The 17,794-nt window shown below is 65.7% G+C and carries 19 protein-coding genes; 13 read left to right on the top strand and 6 right to left on the bottom strand.

The features are described 5' to 3' along the window. The first annotated feature begins 112 nt into the window (after positions 1 to 112). The 10 genes from E3O19_RS06390 (at position 113) to E3O19_RS06350 (ending at position 9,457) form a co-directional block, all read left to right on the top strand. On the top strand, positions 113 to 532 hold the full coding sequence (locus E3O19_RS06390; RefSeq protein ID WP_134566278.1) for an NUDIX domain-containing protein: 420 nt from the start codon (positions 113 to 115) through the stop codon (positions 530 to 532). Then, positions 486 to 1,913 carry an FAD-binding oxidoreductase gene (locus E3O19_RS06385; protein WP_198413873.1) on the top strand — a complete coding sequence of 476 codons (1,428 nt, stop codon included), beginning with the start codon at positions 486 to 488 and terminating at the stop codon, positions 1,911 to 1,913. Before E3O19_RS06390 ends, E3O19_RS06385 begins: the two co-directional genes overlap by 47 nt. Before the next feature lie 338 nt (positions 1,914 to 2,251). Further along, on the top strand, positions 2,252 to 2,419 hold the full coding sequence (locus tag E3O19_RS17760; protein WP_166804501.1) for a hypothetical protein: 168 nt from the start codon (positions 2,252 to 2,254) through the stop codon (positions 2,417 to 2,419). Positions 2,420 to 2,464: 45 nt separating this feature from the next. After that, positions 2,465 to 2,803, top strand: coding sequence for a hypothetical protein (locus E3O19_RS06380; protein ID WP_134566276.1), 339 nt, complete (start codon positions 2,465 to 2,467; stop codon positions 2,801 to 2,803). Between the two features lie 58 nt (positions 2,804 to 2,861). Beyond that, complete coding sequence (locus E3O19_RS06375; RefSeq protein ID WP_134566274.1) at positions 2,862 to 4,211, top strand: J domain-containing protein; 1,350 nt, start codon at positions 2,862 to 2,864, stop codon at positions 4,209 to 4,211. Positions 4,212 to 4,332: 121 nt separating this feature from the next. After that, a complete protein-coding gene (locus E3O19_RS06370) occupies positions 4,333 to 4,731 on the top strand; it encodes a (deoxy)nucleoside triphosphate pyrophosphohydrolase (protein WP_134566272.1) in 399 nt (132 codons plus the stop codon). Beyond that, positions 4,728 to 7,625: a DEAD/DEAH box helicase gene (locus E3O19_RS06365; protein WP_134566270.1), complete on the top strand. Its 2,898-nt coding sequence runs from the start codon at positions 4,728 to 4,730 to the stop codon at positions 7,623 to 7,625. Before E3O19_RS06370 ends, E3O19_RS06365 begins: the two co-directional genes overlap by 4 nt. Positions 7,626 to 7,761: 136 nt before the next feature. Next, positions 7,762 to 8,793: an NADPH:quinone reductase gene (locus E3O19_RS06360; protein WP_134566269.1), complete on the top strand. Its 1,032-nt coding sequence runs from the start codon at positions 7,762 to 7,764 to the stop codon at positions 8,791 to 8,793. A 125-nt stretch (positions 8,794 to 8,918) separates the two neighbouring features. Then, complete coding sequence (locus E3O19_RS06355; RefSeq protein WP_241981236.1) at positions 8,919 to 9,203, top strand: type II toxin-antitoxin system Phd/YefM family antitoxin; 285 nt, start codon at positions 8,919 to 8,921, stop codon at positions 9,201 to 9,203. Continuing rightward, a complete protein-coding gene (locus tag E3O19_RS06350) occupies positions 9,200 to 9,457 on the top strand; it encodes a type II toxin-antitoxin system RelE family toxin (protein ID WP_134566267.1) in 258 nt (85 codons plus the stop codon). Before E3O19_RS06355 ends, E3O19_RS06350 begins: the two co-directional genes overlap by 4 nt. Positions 9,458 to 9,485: 28 nt before the next feature. Here the strand turns inward: E3O19_RS06350 and E3O19_RS06345 are convergent, their stop codons facing one another. Next, complete coding sequence (locus E3O19_RS06345) at positions 9,486 to 11,582, bottom strand: nuclease-related domain-containing DEAD/DEAH box helicase (RefSeq protein WP_134566265.1); 2,097 nt, start codon at positions 11,580 to 11,582, stop codon at positions 9,486 to 9,488. 39 nt (positions 11,583 to 11,621) lie between these two features. On the opposite strand from E3O19_RS06345, the gene E3O19_RS17755 reads away from it, so the two are divergent. Continuing rightward, on the top strand, positions 11,622 to 11,768 hold the full coding sequence (locus E3O19_RS17755) for a hypothetical protein (protein WP_166804500.1): 147 nt from the start codon (positions 11,622 to 11,624) through the stop codon (positions 11,766 to 11,768). Positions 11,769 to 11,808: 40 nt separating this feature from the next. Here the strand turns inward: E3O19_RS17755 and deoC are convergent, their stop codons facing one another. Next, entirely contained in the window at positions 11,809 to 12,504 is a 696-nt protein-coding gene (gene deoC, locus E3O19_RS06340) for a deoxyribose-phosphate aldolase (protein ID WP_134566263.1), read from the bottom strand. A gap of 310 nt (positions 12,505 to 12,814) precedes the next feature. Then, positions 12,815 to 13,189 carry a YccF domain-containing protein gene (locus E3O19_RS06335; protein ID WP_134566261.1) on the bottom strand — a complete coding sequence of 125 codons (375 nt, stop codon included), beginning with the start codon at positions 13,187 to 13,189 and terminating at the stop codon, positions 12,815 to 12,817. Positions 13,190 to 13,307: 118 nt separating this feature from the next. On the opposite strand from E3O19_RS06335, the gene E3O19_RS18810 reads away from it, so the two are divergent. Beyond that, positions 13,308 to 14,174, top strand: coding sequence for an NAD(P)-binding domain-containing protein (locus E3O19_RS18810; RefSeq protein ID WP_134566259.1), 867 nt, complete (start codon positions 13,308 to 13,310; stop codon positions 14,172 to 14,174). 128 nt (positions 14,175 to 14,302) lie between these two features. Here the strand turns inward: E3O19_RS18810 and E3O19_RS17750 are convergent, their stop codons facing one another. From E3O19_RS17750 to E3O19_RS06320, 3 genes are all read right to left on the bottom strand, one after another. Next, on the bottom strand, positions 14,303 to 14,473 hold the full coding sequence (locus tag E3O19_RS17750) for a hypothetical protein (RefSeq protein ID WP_166804499.1): 171 nt from the start codon (positions 14,471 to 14,473) through the stop codon (positions 14,303 to 14,305). 566 nt (positions 14,474 to 15,039) lie between these two features. After that, entirely contained in the window at positions 15,040 to 16,107 is a 1,068-nt protein-coding gene (locus E3O19_RS06325; protein WP_241981235.1) for an NAD(P)-dependent alcohol dehydrogenase, read from the bottom strand. A 1-nt stretch (position 16,108) separates the two neighbouring features. Continuing rightward, positions 16,109 to 17,047 carry an oxidoreductase gene (locus tag E3O19_RS06320; protein WP_134566257.1) on the bottom strand — a complete coding sequence of 313 codons (939 nt, stop codon included), beginning with the start codon at positions 17,045 to 17,047 and terminating at the stop codon, positions 16,109 to 16,111. Between the two features lie 243 nt (positions 17,048 to 17,290). Here E3O19_RS06320 and E3O19_RS06315 point away from each other — a divergent pair, with 243 nt between their 5' ends. Next, entirely contained in the window at positions 17,291 to 17,704 is a 414-nt protein-coding gene (locus E3O19_RS06315) for a DUF7715 family protein (RefSeq protein ID WP_134566255.1), read from the top strand. Positions 17,705 to 17,794 lie beyond the last annotated feature (90 nt).

The raw sequence follows: 17,794 nt of genomic DNA, 5'->3' as shown, positions 1-17,794 counted from the left end.
GGCGCGTTGGCGTGCGAGTCGAGGTGGGGGAAGCGTCGCCAGCACCCACCCGCAGCGGTAGCATTCCGGCGGGTGCGCAGCGTGGTGACCGCCCCGGCGATCGGAGGTTCGGATGCCCCAGCGGAGCGCGGGAATCCTGCTGTACCGGGTCGCGGCCGACGCCGCCCCGGAGGTCTGGCTGGCGCGCAGGGGCGGCCCGTTCTGGGCCCGAAAAGACTCCGGCGCGTGGACCATTCCCAAGGGCGAGCACGACAAGGGCGAGGATCCGCTCGAGACCGCCCGTCGGGAATTCGCGGAGGAGATGGGTGTGCCGGCTCCCGACGTGCCGCTGCGCGGGCGCGGCACGTTCCGGCAGCCGTCGGGCAAGATCCTGACCGTCTTCGCGGCCGAGGCCGACTTCCAGCCGGAGCACCAGCTACCCGGCACTATCGCATTACCTAACCCGGTTCTACCATGTACTCCGTGGACGCGAAGAGGCCGACGCCATGACCATGCTGGCGACGATCAGCGGCGGCCGCGTCGACGTCGATGAGCGCGCGGTCGCCGACCTCGCCGCGCACCTGCGCGGCGAGCTGATCCGACCCCGCGACGCGGCCTACGACCAGGCGCGCCGGGTGTGGAACGGCTCGATCAGCCGATTCCCCGGCCTGATCGCCCGGTGCGCCTCCCGCGACGACGTGAGTGCCGTGGTCCGCTTCGCCCGACGCAATGATGTGCTGGTGGCGGTGCGCGGTGGCGGGCACAGCTTTCCCGGACACTCCGTCTGCGACGACGGACTGGTCATCGACCTGTCGCCGATGAACGGCATCCGGGTCGATCCCGAAGCTCGCACGGCGAGCGTGCAGGCCGGGGCGCTGCTCGGAGATCTGGACCGGGCCACGCAGCAGCACGCGCTCGCGGTGCCGTCGGGGATCGTGACCCACACCGGTGTCGCCGGGCTGACCCTCGGCGGCGGCCTGGGCTGGCTGATGCGCAAGCACGGGCTGACCATCGACCAGCTGCTGTCGGTCGGCATGGTCACGGCCGACGGCGAGTTCGTGCGGGCGAGCGCCAGTGAGAACCCCGAGCTGTTCTGGGGAGTGCGCGGGGGCGGCGGCAACTTCGGGATCGTCACCGAGTTCGAGTTCCGGCTGAACCCGGTCGGCCCGATCCTTATGGCCGGGCCGGTCTTCTGGCCCGGGACCGAGTCGGCGAAGGTGCTGCGGTTCTACCGCGAGTGGATTGCCGAGGCGCCCGACGACCTGATGACCATGGTGGTGCACCGCCGCGCCCCTGACGTCGACTGGATGCCAGCCGACCTGCGCGGACAGCCCGTCGTCGCCGTCGTCAGCTGCTTCGCTGGGTCGGTGGAGGACGGCGAAGAAGTGATGAAGCCGCTGAAGGCGTTCGGCCACCCGGTACTGGATCTGTGCCGGCCGAAGCCGTTCCTGGAGCATCAGGCCATGTTCGACCCCAGCTACCCGCCCGGCCGGTGGTACTACATGCGGTCCTGCGATGTCGCTGAGCTCACCGACGAGGTCATCGACATCACGGCCGATCACGCGGCCAGGATCACGTCGCCGCTGACCGCATTCCCGATCTGGCAGGGCGGGGGAGCTTCGGCCCGCGTGGCCGCAGACGACACAGCGTTCCACGGGCGAGCCGCCGGCCACACGTTCAACATCACCGCCGCCACGGAGGGCCCCGACGGGTTCGACCGGGAACGCGACTGGGTGCGCAACTTCTGGTCGGACCTCGAGCCCTTCCACACCAGCGTCTACGTGAACTTTCTGATGGACGAGGGCGAAGAGCGGGTTCGGCAGGCGTATGGCGAGGCAAAGTACACCCGGCTCCGGGCCCTCAAACGCACCTGGGATCCGGAGAACTTCTTCCGGCTGAACCAGAACATCGCGCCCCTGCCCGCGTCAACGTGACCGCCACGGCGACAACGGCACGGATGAACCGGGTCGCGTTCGCGATGGCGCCCGACTCCCGCTGGAGCTACGTCGAGACCAGTGCCCCTCGGCCGGTCGAGCCCGTCGGTGGTCGAGCCTGTCGAGACCAGCCCCCTCGGGCGACGAGGTCCGACCGGCCGGCAAACCGATATGTCTGCGTTGTCCTCAGCGTGACCTCGGCCGCCCATTTGCCCTGAACTGGGGACAGATAGCCAGACCACAGGCGACTTTGCACCCCGAAGCGCCCATAGGCTGGCAACACGTCAGACGAAGATTCTTCGCGAGGCAATGACAACGCACCCGATCACCAAATCGTCTTGTACGCCGTTGGCCGTGGATCAACGGATGACCTCACCGCCATCACCACGACCTTCACCTGCATGGCCATCAATAAGGAGAATGCCGACGGGACCTCGAGCGGTTACCAGTTCTCGGCGACGATGAACTGGGACGACGGATCGTGCACCTGGCATCTCGGCGGCTAAACCAAACGCAAGAAAGACACGAACTAACAGTTGGGGGACTGACGCATGAACATAACCGGATTCGGGTCGCTGCTGGCGGCATACGGCGGGATTCTTGTGATGACCGTACCGCTGCCGTTTGTTGCTTCGTTTCTCCTGGACGGCGTGGTGCAGGTGCTTCGGAGCAACGGTCTGAAGCTCTTCCTCGCCGCTCTCGCAATGACAGTGCTCGTCGCGCTCGGCGGATACCTTCTCTGGCAGTACGGGATTACCAACCCGCCCCTGCCTTCGACGACGCTGGTGAGTATGGGAACCGTCGCACAGATGCTGCTGACGTTCTCGACCCTGCTGGCGGCAGTCGCTTTCGTCATTCGCACGACGAAGCTCCTCTGGAAGAAACGGTGAGCGGCGGCATGAAGACGCTGATAGGGCAGCTGGTGCGTCGAGTCTCTGCCCAGCTCACGTGACCACCTCCGGAGCGACCCATTACGGCGTGCTGGGCGTGGCGGCATCCGTCAGCGCGCACGAGCTCAAGCGTGCCTATCGACGGATGCAGCGCACCAGCCATCCGGACACCGGCGGTTCCGCAGAGCAGTTCCGCATTGTGCAGGACGCGTGGGCCGCGCTGGGCACCCCCGACAGGCGCGCGGCCTACGACCGTGCGCTGAGCGCCGGTTCGGCTCACCACAGTGCGGCTGAGCCGCGGGTCGGACCGACGAGTCAGACGTCCCGCACACCGACTCGGCCATCGACAGCCGAGGAACGACCACGAGCGCGGCGTGCGGACAGCCAGGGGCATCCCGGAGGAAGTTTCCGCCTGAAATACCGTGATTTGATGCTCGTCTGGCTGGTCAACCCCACCCCTCCGTCGCCGCCTGTGCCCTGGGTTCCGGCGCGCACGGCGCGCGGCAGGTTCCTCCGCCAAGGGCTGCGACTGGGCGCGCAGATGACGACATCGTTTGCTGCGGTCGGAGCGGGCCTCGTCCTTTTCCTTGCCTGGAGACAGGGACATCTCGTGGAGGGCATCGCCGCAATCTGGATGCCGCTGCTCCTGGTGGCCGGATTCGGCGGCTTCGCCGGGGCGATTAGTTCCGTGCCCGTTTCAGTACTTCGGATGCGTCGGGATTCCTACCGCCGGGAACTCATCCGATATGCGAAGGAAAAGGCCGCGACGTTTGCCGCGGCCCAGGCAGATTTCCGCCGTGCGCAAAGGGCCTTCGAGATTGATCTCCGTGCCCGGCCGTCCAACACCGCACCACTCTTGGCGGCGCCGTACTCGGAGGACGCCGTGCGAGTAGCGCCCCCGAGCATCCGTGTGTGGTTAGACCGGGCCATGGCGCAGGAAAACACCGCCCGCGAGCTGGCTTCCGTCGGCCCGCGCTTCTCGATCTGGCACGACGTAGAACTTGGTGCGGGGCACACACGGTTCGATCACTTAGTAGTCGCTCCGCAGGGTCTGATCGTGATCGAATCCATGGCCGAGGCGGGGCCGGTGACCGTGGAGCACGATTCACTGCGGCACGGCGGCCGCGCTGTTCTCGACGTGCGCGACACACTCCGGCCCCGCCTGGCGGAGGTTGGCAAGACGTTGGGGATCGGTGGTGCCTCGGCGACCCTCCTCGTTTATGCGGATTCAGCACTGCTCCAGACCCGGCTCCAGCAACTGGGTGGTGGAGCGATGCCGACCTTTGTCGTCGGGGCCAGTCATCTGGCTGCGGCACTGGTGCAGGGACTGCCCGGTGTGGACGAGGGTGCAACATGGCAGCTTGACCGCCTGCGGGCGACCGTCGCGGAGCGCGTGCGGTTTGCCTAGAAGCCAGCGACGTGAGCAGGGCCAGTGCTATGTCGCGAGGATAGAAGGGGCAGGCATCGGCTCACCGCCGCTAGCTAAGCTGGCCATACGAATCGACGGCCACGCAATGGGGAGACACGCTTTGAAAAAGAGAATCAATGTGGTCGGTGCTGTCCTCACTCGGGGGCAGACAATTCTTGCGGCGCAGCGCAGTTCGACGATGTCTCTGCCCGGCATGTGGGAGTTCCCGGGAGGCAAGATTGAGCCGAACGAGTCACCGGAACAGGCCTTGCTCCGCGAACTCGATGAAGAGCTGCTCTGCTCCGCAGAAATTGGCGATCATGTCGCGACCACCGAGCACGAGTACGACTTCGGCATTGTCGTCCTCACGACCTACTACTGCTCGCTCGTCGGCAAGGAACCTCGACTGACAGAGCACGCGGAGCTTCGCTGGGTAGATGCCGCTGAGCTTGACCAGCTTGATTGGGCCCCCGCCGACATTCCTGCAGTCGAGCGCGTCATGAAGGACTTTCTCGTTTGAGTGACACCGCTAGTCAGCTCACGCTCGACAACACTTTCGGTTTCTTGAACTCACACGTCAACGCTGATCAGGTTTTCCACCCCACTCTGATTTCAAATTCCGATGGCCAGACGATGCTCAAGGCGATCCTCGATGAGCTCAAGCGATCGCGCAATTTCGTATTCTCGGTCGCTTTCATCACACCGAATGCAATCGCGTTGCTCAAGCAATCACTCCTCGACTACCGAGGAACCGGCACGATCATCACGTCCACCTACCTCGGATTCAACTCGCCTGCCGCGTTCCGTGAGCTCCTCAACCTCAAGGGCGTGGATGTTTACGTGCATCCAGACTCCACAGCTGGGTTCCACGCGAAGGGATACATTTTCGAGCAGGAGGAGAGCACCACAGCGATTGTCGGCAGCTCCAACTTGACCGCAAAAGCGCTGTTGAAAAACCACGAATGGAATCTGCGCTTTTCCGCGCTCCCCGATGGGGACATTGTTCACCAGCTGAAGTCCGCGGCCCACGCACATATCGAAGCATCGACTGCCCTGACCCGGAAATGGATCGACGACTATGAGCTGACTTGGGCTCTGCAGCCTCGGCCGCCGCTTCAAGCATCCGCATCGATGGAGTCGCTTGGCGATCTGCCGCCGAGGGGAATGATTGTCGCGAACTCAATGCAGGTCGAAGCACTGGCCGAGATACAGACCCTGCGCGACGGAGGCGAGAATCGCGCAGTCGTCGTATCGGCGACAGGAACAGGAAAGACGATCCTTTCCGCGCTCGACGTTCGGGCATACGCGCCCAAGCGGATGCTCTTCGTCGTGCACCGCGAGCAGATTCTGGACCGCGCAATCGACGAGTTCAAGCTGGTGCTCAATGCCCCAGACAGCGACTTTGGCAAGTTCGTCGGGTCGAAGAGGGATCTCGATCGACGCTACGTGTTCGCATCGATTCAATCGCTTTCTCGGCCCGAGAATCTTCGCGAGATCAGCCCCGATACTTTTGACTACGTTTTGATTGATGAAGTCCACCGGGCGGGTGCCGCGAGCTACCGGAAGCTGATCGATCACCTTCAGCCGGATTTCTTGCTCGGGATGACCGCGACCCCCGAGCGCACTGACGACTTCAACGTGTTCGAGCTCTTTGACTACAACGTGCCGTATGAAATCCGTTTGCAGAAGGCCCTTAAGGCAGACATGTTGGCGCCATTCCATTACTACGGCGTCACCGACTACGTGAAAAATGGAGAGGTCATTGATCAAGTCGCGGATCTGAGCCGGCTGGTCGCGACCGAGCGTGTAGACCACCTCATTGCTCAGATTGAAAAGTATGGCCACGCAGGTGCTCCGGTCAAGGGGCTGATCTTCTGCAGCAAGAATGACGAAGCTGCAGAGTTGTCCAGAATTCTCAATCAGCGTGCTGTCCACGGGCAACTCCTTCGAACACGTGCCTTGAGCGGCGCCAATTCGGTCGAGGAACGCGAGCGGGCTGTACAGATGCTGGAAAGCGGCGAACTCGACTACATCGCGACCGTTGATATTTTCAACGAAGGTATCGATATCCCCTCGGTCAATCAGGTTGTAATGCTTCGGCAGACGTTGTCGAGCATTGTGTTTACCCAGCAGTTGGGTCGAGGACTGCGAAAAGCCGCGGGCAAAGACCACCTCGTAGTGATCGACTTCATCGGCAACTATGCCAACAACTATTTGATCCCCATCGCGCTGTTCGGCGACAGCACCCTGAACAAAGATTCGATCCGCAAAAAGATCATCGATGCGCAAGAAGCTGGAGCGATTGCGGGACTCTCGAGTGTCAACTTTGACGCGATTTCGAGGCAGAAGATATTCGCTTCCCTAGCGACAACAACTCTCGACAGCATGTCAAACCTCAAGAAATCCTTCGTTGATCTCAAGAACCGATTGGGTCGATCGCCGCAGCTCATCGACTTCGCCCGCTTCGACACCGTCGACCCAACTGTCATTGCGACAAAACAGAAGAACTACTGGACATTTCTGAACAAGGTCGGAGCACTCGACGTCCAGGCGGGAGCGTTCGAGGGCGCGGTCCTGACATTCCTCTCCGGAGAACTACTCAACGGCAAGCGGCCGCATGAGCTACTCCTACTCGAAACGCTTCTCTCGCACCCCAAGGGCGTGACGGTTGAGCGATACCAGAATCTGCTCGCGGCGAGCGGGCTGGTCAACGATTCGCCGACGCTCAATTCCGTCCAGGCCGTATTGGACCTAACGTTTTTCACCGAAGCAGAAGCCGCCAAGTACGGCGCGGAACCGATCGTCATACTTCGGGACGGGGCCTACAGCCTCGTCGAGAAAATCACTATGGCATGGGACACGGACACGATTTTCAGAATGCACGTCCGCGATGTCGTCGATACCGGGTTGTACCTTGCGCGCCACCGCTACAACTGGAGCGGTCAGCTTGAGGTCGGGCGACGATACTCTCGCAAGGATGTCTGCCGGCTGCTCAACTGGCAGTCGAATCAGCAGAGCACCATCTATGGATACAAAGTCGACACCTTCTCAGACAGTTGCCCCATTTTCGTTACGTACCACAAGGGGTCAGCGGTCTCCGAGAGCACGAAGTACGAGGACGAGTTTCTCAACCCATCAACCCTCACTTGGCACACCCGGAGCAGACGAACACTCGCGAGTGGGGAGGTGAAGGCGATTGTTGAGAATCGTCTCCCGTTGCATGTGTTCGCCAAAAAGGACGATGCAGAAGGCACTGATTTCTACTATCTCGGCAGAGCGACATCGCAAGACGCTCGCCAGACGAAAATGTCCGGAAAGAGTGGGCATGACGTTGTCTCTATGACGCTTGGTCTGGCGAGTCCAATCGAGTCGAGTCTCTACGAGTACTTTGCGGCAAAGACTCCCGTGATTTAGCGGTTTCCGGCGGCGTTGCTTGTACACAATCGCTCTCCCAAGCACGGACCTTGCCAGGGCCCATGCCCAGCGCCGAGACGGCCTACAAAGAGTTGATCACACACACATTCAACCCCCCGCCCGCGTTACCCCTGACATGAAGTCCATTGTGTACAGCCAGACCGGTGACCCGTCCGTGCTCCACCTCGTCGATCGGCCGGCGACCGAACCCGGAGCCGGCGAGGTGCGGGTGCGGATCGTGGTCAGCGGAGTGAACCCCACCGACTGGAAGTCACGCCGGGGCTCGGCGCCGGGCGAGGCGCTCGCCTTCGCCGACGTCGTGCCCGGCCAGGACGGCGCCGGAATCGTGGAGGCGCTCGGCACTGGCGTGACGCACGTCGCGGTGGGCGACCGGGTGTGGCTTTTGCTGGCCGCATACCAGCGCGCGAACAGTGGCACGTCACAGGAACAGTCCGTGCTGCCCGCGGAGCGGGTGTTCCCACTGCCGGTGAGCGCGAGCTTCGACCAGGGCGCCAGCCTCGGGGTGCCGGCGATCACGGCGTACCGCGCGCTGACGGTGGCCGAAGACGGACCGCGCCGGCTGCAGCCGGGCGCCCTGGCCGGCAAGGTCGTGCTCGTGGCCGGTGGAGCCGGTGCGGTCGGGCACGCGGCGATCCAGCTGGCCCGGTGGGCGGGGGCATCCGTCATCACCACCGTGAGCGGGCCCGCGAAAGCGGCGCTCGCCACGGCGGCCGGCGCGCAGCACGTGCTCACCTACACCGACCCGGACATCGTCGCCCAGATCCGAGCGATCGCGCCCGAGGGCGTCGACCAGATCGTCGAGGTCGCACCCGCCCAGAACGCGCAGCTCGACCTGGCCGTCATCCGCAACCGCGGGTCGATCGCGGTCTACGCCAACAACGGCGGCGACCAGATGACGCTCGACGTGCGCCGGCACTTCAGCCTCAACGTGCGCTACCAGTTCGTGCTGCTCTACACGGTGGGGGCCGACGTGATCCGGGCGGCGGCCGAGGATATCAACGCCGCGCTCGCCGACGGCGCCCTGGCCGTGGGGGAGGAGGCGGGGCTGGCGCTGCACCGCTTCGACCTCGCGCACACGGCGGATGCCCACGCCCTGGTCGAGAGCGGAGCGGTCGGGAAGGTGCTCATCGACGTGTCGGTGGGGTGAACTTTGGGACTCTGCCTCCGGTGATACTCAGTTGACCGTCGCGGGCAAACCCAAGGGTTCGCGCATCCGCGATGGGTGCTCCCGCAAGCGGGTGGACGGCTGTCAGCTGCAGACCGACACTGCACATGTACATCGCGATCACGTTGATGTACATTTGCGGCATGTCGAAGTCAAGTGTCACCGACGCCAGGGCGCGCCTACCCGAGTTGATCGCCCAGGCCCGCTCAGAAGCCGTCTTCCTGGAGCGTCGCGGGAAGGTCGCTGCCGTGCTGGTGAGCCCCGAGCAATATGCGCGCATGCAAGAAGCGCTTGAGGATGCTGAGGATGTCGCGGCGTTTGATGCGGCGATGGCCGACGAAGGCGACAACATTCCCTGGGAGCAGGTCAAAGCGGACCTCGGCTGGACGTGAGCAAGTACCGGATCGAAGTGCGCCCGGCAGCGGTCAAAGCTTTGCGGCGCATCGATCCGCAGGATCGCGGCCGGGTACAAGGCGCCATCGCCCTGCTGGGCGAAGACCCTCGCCCGCCCGGGGCGAGAGCGTTGCACGGACGGAACGGCTATCGCGTGCGGGTGGGCAACTATCGGATTATCTACACCATCCGCAACGACATCCTTGTGGTGGTCGTCGTCACCGTCGGCCATCGCCGGGACGTGTACGAGTAGCGCGGGATTCAGCTGGGGATTGGGCGGGTCACGCAGACGATCCCTGCGCCGTGATGCAGCCGACCCAGACGCCGTCGCGAGCTCGGGTGATACCCACGAACAGTTCGCGGCGGTCGCGCTCGTCGCGTTCGATCTGGGAATCGGTCCACCCCTCTCCGATGACGCCCGGGGACATCAGGCGCTCGGTGATCCAGGGCAGCAGCACCTGCTTGAACTCCAGCCCCTTGGCGCGCTTGATCGTGCCGACCTTCACGGCATCCGTTGGCCTACCGTCGTAATCGGTGAGTTCGACCACGGGAATTCCCGCGGTGCGGAGCAGCGTCACCGCGTCACGCACCTGCCAAGTGGTGGAGCAGAGCACACCCACGTCACCCCAGCCCACACTCACGCTTTGCGTGGCCCGGCGGATGTGCTGCACCAGTTTGCCGTCGTGCTCGGTTCGGGTGCGCGCCTGGGCGAAGAGGGGACGTTCGCCGTGTCGCGGCGAGGTGATCGCGGCGGCGCTGGCTGCGGTGCCTTCAATGTCGACGTAGCTGCCCCCGTCGACGACGCGGGCCGCCAGGGCGAGGATCTCGGCGGTGTTGCGGTAGTTCACGTCCATGATGACTCCGCGGCCGGCGACAGAGAGGCCGGCCTCGGCGAGGGTGTAGCCGCCGGGGTAGATGGTCTGTTGGCCGTCGCCGATCAGGGTGAAGGCATCCGCGCCGTCACCGGCCACGGTGGCGAGCATGCGGATCATTGCGCACGACAGGTCCTGAGCCTCGTCGACGATGACGGCTGTGTATCCGACCATCGGTTTGGCGCGCAGAGCCGCTTCGGCGAGCAGGATCAGGTCGGCGTAGTCGTGCACCTCGCGAGTGCGCAGCAGCGATTCGTAGCGTTGGTAGAGCGCCCAGACCGAGCGGCGCTGGTCGAGGGTGAGGCGGCGGCGCCGGCCGATGCGGGCACAGTCGGCGTACTCGTCGAAGGTGGTCAGACCGCGGCCCTTGATCACGTGGTCGAGTTCCTCCCGCCAGTAACGGGAATTCGTGTCGATTTTCGTCAGCGGGCCGCAGGTCTGCTTCCAGGCCTCGTCGAATGACAGATCGGCCTGCTTGGTGTTGACGCGCACGTCGATGCCGCGCTCGTCGAGCACCCTGCGGGCGAATTGGTGCACGCCGCTGAATTCCACGCGACCCGCGACATCCGGGGCCATGCGGCCGAGCAGGTTGCTCAGCACGTCGGGCAGCGTGCGCACGTAAGTGGTCACGAGCACGCGGGCGTTCGCCTGTGACCGTGCCAGGTAGGCGGCACGGTGCAGCCCCACGACGGTTTTGCCGGTGCCGGCAGCCCCGCGGATGCGAGAGGGCCCGTTGAAACTGCGGCGCACCAACTTGGCCTGGTCGGGATGCAGGAACGTCATCCACTCCTCGATCGGAGGCGCAAGGAGGCCTTCGAGGATCGCGGCCTCGATGTCGCTCTCGCTCGGGAGATGGTCCAGATCGAGAGCCGGTTCCGGGCCGATGATCGGTTCGGGCAGGGTCACATCGAGCGGTGCCGGCGCGCCGATCAAGGGGAAGTATGTGATCGCGGCGGCCAACACCTGCTCGACGGCAGAGGTGGTGAGTCGCTGCCCGCGGCGGGCGATGTGGCGCACGATGTCACCTTCTCCGACAATCTCGACTCCGCCGACCGACGCGTTGACGCCCTTGTGCCCGGCGAAAACGACAACGGGTCGCACTTCGCCCGGGGCGAGGCCGATCTCGGCCAGAGCCGCCTCCGTCTTCCAGGCGAGGTCGGCCAGACCGTCGAACTCGTCGGTGACATCGGCTTGCCCGCGGAACACCCGGCCCGCCGCGATGATCGGGTCCTTCCATGCCTTGGTGTCCACGATGAACAGGCCGCCCGGCCCGACGACGACCATGTCGACCTGAGCGCGACGGCTGCCAGGCCACTGACGATCGGGCAGGAAGTGGTAGCCAGCCGCAGCGAGAGGGGCGAGAACGTGGGCGATGCGTTTCTCGCTGTCGGCGGCGGCGAAGTAGTTGGCGGCCTTGGCCCGCGAGGATTCAGCGGCGAGTGCGTGCGCTTCTGAGAGCGCCAGTTGACGCGTCGCTTCGCTCCATGCCGATCCGCCTGCCGACATGCGCTCCCCCAAGCCTAGATACAGGCTGAGCCTATCGGCATGTACTTGATCGGGGCGCCCCCTCGCGGTGGGGAGGTGGCGGGGCCGGCCCTGGAGCGCACCGACCTCGCGCACACGGCGGCCGCCGATGCGCTGGTCGAGAGCGAAGCGATCGGGAAGGTGCTGATCGACGTTTCGGCGGGGTGATCGATCGCCCAGCGCCGGCGGGCGGCGCCGGCGCCGCCGGTCAGTAAGCGCCGGTCAGCACCGGGGGTGTGGCGCCGCTGAGCAGTGCGGCGCTGCCGGAGACGCCGAGGCGAGTCGCACCGGCGTCGAGCATGACGAGGGCCTCATCGTAGCTGCGCACGCCGCCCGACGCCTTCACCTGGGCTCGGTCGCCCACGGTCCGCTTCATCAGGCGCACGGCGTGCACGGTCGCCCCGCCGGCGGGGTGGAAGCCGGTGGAGGTCTTGACGAAGTCGGCGCCCGCGGCCACGGCGGCCTGGCACACGGCGATTATCTCGGCATCCGTCAACGCTGCGGATTCGATGATGACCTTGAGCACCTTCGGTGCCGGGATGCTCGCGCGCACGGCGGCGATGTCGGCCTGAACGTCGCCGAAGCGGCCGGCCTCAGCCGCACCGATGTCGATGACCATGTCGATCTCGTCGGCGCCCTGCTCGATGGCGAGCGCGGCCTCGGCGGCCTTGATGACGCTGTGGTGCTTGCCGCTGGGGAAGCCGCAGACGGCCGCGACCTTGAGGTCGGCGTCGGCGGGGATCGTGAGCGGCAGCATCGACGGCGAGACACAGACGGAGTAGGTGCCGAGCCTGATGGCCTCGATGATGAGGGCCGTCACGTCTGCGGCGGTGGCCTCGGGCGTGAGCAGGGTGTGGTCGATCTGGCGGGCGACGCCGGCGGTTTCGGGGGAGAGAGCGGTCATGAGGTGCGTCCTTGGTTGGTGACGAGTTCGGGGGAGCTCTGCGGCGTGGCGAGGTGCCGGTGAGGGTTTCCGGCGCGGCGGCGGTGACCTCATCGAGGTGGATGCCGCGGCAGCGCAGCAATCAGGGCCGCTAGCGGACTCGCCGAATTCATCAACGGATACCACGCGACCATCGAGTCCCTCCCAACGATACCAAGCGTCGCCGCGGCCGGCCTCCACGGCTCCGCGGGCCACGGCTCCGCGGGCCACGGCCGCGCGGGCTCGGAGGGTCGCGGGCGGCACCGGATCGCGGCAAGGCTTCGGTGATCGCTTAGGGCAGGTCGACGATTTGCTTGCCGAGCGGCATGAGCGCGACCTGGATCAGCTTGAAGTTGGCAATCCCGAACGGGATGCCGATGATCGTGATGCAGAGCGCAATGCCCGAGATCAGGTGCTCGAGGGCGATCCACCAGCCGGCCAGCACCACCCAGACGACGTTGCCGAGGAACGACCCGACGCCGGCGTTCGGCGTGGGAACCACGATCTTCCCGAACGGCCAGAGCGCGTAGACGCCGATCCGCGCCGCCGCGATTCCCCAGGGGATGGTGACGATGAGCACGCACATGATGAGCGCCGCGAACATGTAGCCGAGAAACAGCCAGAAGCCCGAGAAAACGAACCAGATGATGTTCAGGAGGGTCTTCATGATGGTCTTATCTTCTCAGGTCGCGGTCGGGCCTTCGCGGTTGGGCCTTCGCAATCAGGAGACTCGGTAATATCCTGCCAAACGGGGAGTACGGCATCCAGAAAGATACAGGTGCGAGATGGTCCCCGATTGTGTGGTGGTCGGGGCAGGCCCGGCCGGGCTCGCCGCGGGTGCTGAGCTGACGGGACGCGGCATCGACCACGTCGTCGTGGAGCGGGCCAGAGTGGATGAGTCGTGGCGCACCCAGCGCTGGGACTCGCTGCGTGTCAACAACCCCGGGTTCATGAATCTGATGTTGGGGGAGCAGAAGCCCAACACATACCTGACCGCGGGCGAGGTCGTTGAGCGTCTCGAGGTGTTGGCATCCACGGCGCCGCTTCGCACCGGGCTCACCGTTCACGGTCTGACCCGGGCCGGCGAACGCTGGATTCTGGGCACGAGCGACGGTCCCATCGAGGCTCGTAGTGTTGTGGTCTCCAGTGGCGGGGGGAGAATGTTCGCCGCACCCCGTAATGGGCGGCCTTGTTGCCCGACCGGATCGTACAGCGTCATGCGGCGACCTACACGAATCCCGGTGATCTGCCGGGCGGGGCCGTTCTGGCCGTCGGGAGCGCCCAGAGGATCACGGTGTGATGGCCCCGGAACCGGTACCGGCACCGGAACCTCGGAGACCACGCCTCGTACTGGAGCCACCGCGGGAACTGTCGCTCGGCGCGCGGAGATTGGCAGCGTCATCTGGTGCACCGGGTACGCGGGCGACTTCCACTGGCTCGGGGAGGACCTGACTGACCCTCACGGGCTACCGTTGCGCCGAGGGCCAGCCTCGCCGGCTCCCGGGGTCTGGTTTGTGGGCCTGCGCTGGCTGATTCGCCGCTCCTCGGGCAATTTCGTCGGCTTCCCCCGGGATGCTGCCGTCATCGCCGATGCATTGGAGAGCTATCTGGGGCCGAGCGGGTCGCGAAGTTCTAGCGACTCCGCCGCATGAACCACCCTTGCCGCCCGGAGGCCCGGCAGCAGTGACGCGACGGTCGACGCCGCGGCCATCGCGAATTCCGTCGTGTTCTGGGTGATGCGTACCAGAGGGATTCCATCGTAGATTCAGGGCAACGGGCGTCAGGTCTGCGGCGCGGTCGGGTGATTCTCCTCCACCCAGGTGTAGTGATCGCGCATCCCGCCCGCCACGGCGACCCGGAAGATCCAGAAGAGCAGCAGTCCGAATCCGAGCACGAAGGCGATCACGATGGCGATCATCAGGAAGGACCAGATCAGGTCGACGTTGTACATGTCCAGGAGTGTGGCAGGTCGCGGGGCCGTTCAGGGCTATTCGGTGCGACTGGGCGCGAGGATGCGTCGTAGCGCGCCAGGTGAGCCGCTGCGCGCCCGGCATGCCTGGCGCGCAGCGGCGCAGTTGGCGCGCAGCGCGGCGCCCCACCCCCGCAACGCGGCGCTCACCGGGGGAGGGGAGGACGGGCGTGACGCTGGTACTCTGCGGGCAAGTCCGGCGGCGAGACGTCACACCGAGAGGGCGACCTTGCCCCGGGCGTGGTGCTCGATGAGATGGCTCACCGCCGGTGCGGTCTCGGCGAGCGGGTAGGTGCGCTCGATCGCCGGGTGACTCTGCCGGCCTCGATGTGCTCCCGCAGCACGTCACGATCAGCGGGGCTTGCCGTGGCCACCAGCGGGCGGAGTGTCTGTTCGACAAACATCGACCACGCAGAGGCCCCGATGATTCGACCGATGGGCACGAGAACTCTCCCCCCCTTCTCGACACGGTCAATGCGATCGCCCGGACCGTGCGCACACGGCGCGTTCACCCAGGCCAATCCGACGCTGAGTGATGAGGTCGGTGACTACTCGGCCGCGTCGGCGGAGGAGGAGACCGTAATCGCGATCTTCGCCCGGGCGTGTGCCTCGGTGAAGTGGCGGAGGGCATCCGCCGTTTCACTCAGCGGGTAGGTTCTCTCGAGCACCGGCGTCACCGCCCCGGAATCGATGAGCTCGCGCAGCTCGTCGAGCGTCTCCGTGCTACGGGCGAGCATGCCGGTGGTCAGGGTCTGGCCGACGAACAGCGACGTCAGGCGCGCCCTGATGATGCGACCCATCGGTCCGAGCACCCGGCCGCCGGTGCCGCTGGAGAGCACGAGGGTGCCCGTCGGGGTGATGGCCCGGCGGAGGTCGATCAGCGAGTGGTTGCCGATCGAGTCGAGGATCAGGTCGTAGCGGCGCCCGCTGCGGGTGAAGTCCTCGCGGGTGTAGTCGATCACCTGGTCGGCGCCGAGGGAACGCACCAGTTCGGCGTTACGGCGGCTGCAGACGCCGGTGACCTCGGCGCCGAGCGCCTTGGCGATCTGCACGGCGAAGGTGCCCACCCCACCGGATGCGCCGTTGATCAATACGCTCTGCCCGGACCGCAGCCTGCCGGTGTCGCGAAGTCCCTGCAGCGCGGTGCGCGCCGACACCGGCACGACGGCGGCCTGCTCGAAGGTGAGGGTGGCCGGTTTCAGGGCCAGCTGGTTCTCTGGGGCCGCCGTGTACTCGGCGAAACTGCCCGCGTCGACCTCGCCGAACACCGCATCATTCGGTCTGAACCGGGTCACGTTCGCGCCGACCGCCTCGACCACGCCCGCGACGTCCCGCCCACGAACGGGCTGCTTCGGCTTTCGAAGCCCGAACGCCAAGCGCGCGATCAGCGGTCGGCCGCTCGTGTAGACCCAGTCGGCGTGGTTGACGCCGGCCGCCCGCACCCGGATCAGCACCTCGTCGGGCGTGATGGCCGGCCGCTCGATGTGCTCCAGATGCAGCACGTCGGCGGTGCCGTAGGCGTGGTGCACGATCGCCCGCATGGTCGGGGTGGTTGGGGCTGTTGGGGTGGTCGGTCGCGTGGTCTCGTGGCTCGCCGCATCCGTTGACTTGGTCATCTCACTTGCCTCCCTGTGGTGTTTCGAGCCGTGTTGTCTCGAGCCGTGTGGCAGCGGTCGGCAACGGGTAGCGGATGCCGGTGAGCTCCTCCGACATTGTCCACAGCCGGGCGGCGTCGCCGGCGTCACCGGCGGCGGCCGAGCGGCTCACCAGCGTGGGTGGCCCGGCCATTTCGCGGCGGCGGCTCGGGCCGGCATAGCTGCCGCCGGGGATCTCCGCGGTCGCGGCGAACAGGGTCGGCTCGGCCCCGGCCGCGGCGTTCTGGGCGAGGAGGCGCACCGCGACGGCCCCGACCACCCTGAGCAGCGCATTGGTGGAACTGGAGTTGAGGTTGGTCGCGGCCATGCCCGGGTGGGCAGCCGTCGCGATCACGGGCCTGCCGCTCGCCTCGAGGCGGCGTTGCAGTTCGAGGGTGAACAGGAGGTTCGCGAGCTTGGACTGGCCGTAGCCGGCGGACCCACTGCGGTAGGGGCGGTCGGCGAAGTTGAGGTCGTCGAAGTCGAGGTGACCGGAGCGGTGCGCGCTGCTGGCGACCGTCACGACCCGGCCAGTGATGTGGGGCAGAAGCAGATTGGTCAGGGCGAAGTGGCCGAGATGGTTGGTGCCGAACTGCAGTTCGAAGCCGTCGGTCGTGTGCCCGAACGGCGGCAGCATCACTCCGGCGTTGTTGACGAGCACGTGGATGTCGACGTTCCAGTCTGCGGCGAACCGTCGCACGGATGCGAGGTCGGCCAGGTCGAGGCGGCGCACTTCGGTGTCGCCGCAGATCGTGGCGGCGGCGGCCCGTCCCTTCGTCTCGTCGCGGACGGCGAGCACGACGTGCGCACGGTGCGCGGCGAAGGCGCGGGCGGTCTCGAGGCCGATGCCGCTGCTCGCGCCGGTGACGATGATGGTCTTGCCGGCGAGGTCGGGCAGGTGGGCGGTGGTCCAGTCGGTCATGGTGCTTGGTCTCTTCCTGTCGGCCCCGGGCATTTCCTCGACACCATACGGTGTAAGGTTCTGCCGCCACGCTACCATACGGCGTAAGGCAAGTCGAGAGGATGCGATGAATTCGTCTGTTCCCGCATTCGTGACAAACACACGTCGCCTGAATCCCACCTGATAGCCGCGATGTCGGGGGCTGCCGCTAGCGTCCTCCGTATCTACTCACTGACGCTCGTGCCGAGAACAAGGAGAAAGACTATGAAGGTTTTTGTGGCCACCAGGGCGACGCAGGGCGGGCGCTCGAGTGATTTCAACAGCTGCATCGAGGGGGAGCTCGTCTGGACGCTTGCACCGTGCGCGGCAGGCAGACGCTACCCGTATGGCGCGTGCGGATGTGGGCGGTCGTTCTCGGGAATGAACTCTCACGGCACGACGACAACGGCTCGGGTACAGGAGGTCGCCGGGTTGACGAAGAGCAGCTATGAACTGGCGCTGCAGGCGAATTTTGACGCCGACGGCTGGTGTAGCTGCTGCACCAGCCCCGTGGCCGACCTCGTCGACGACCTCATGGCGCTGGCGGCACCCATTCCCGTCGGGAGCGTTCTGGAGCGCCGCCTCGACGTGTTCACCGTTCGACCGGAGTGGCCGACGAAGAGAAAGGGGAGGCGTTGATCACGGGATAGAAGATTCAGTGACAGATGCGCGGCGGATGGACCAAGCCCAGGCAGCACTCTCCCGTGCAGGCACGCCTGCACGCGGCTA

Origin of the sequence: Cryobacterium algoritolerans (assembly GCF_004402785.1) — a bacterium.
GTDB classification, from domain to species: Bacteria; Actinomycetota; Actinomycetes; order Actinomycetales; family Microbacteriaceae; genus Cryobacterium; species Cryobacterium algoritolerans.
This window is presented reverse-complemented; position numbering and strand designations above follow the sequence as displayed.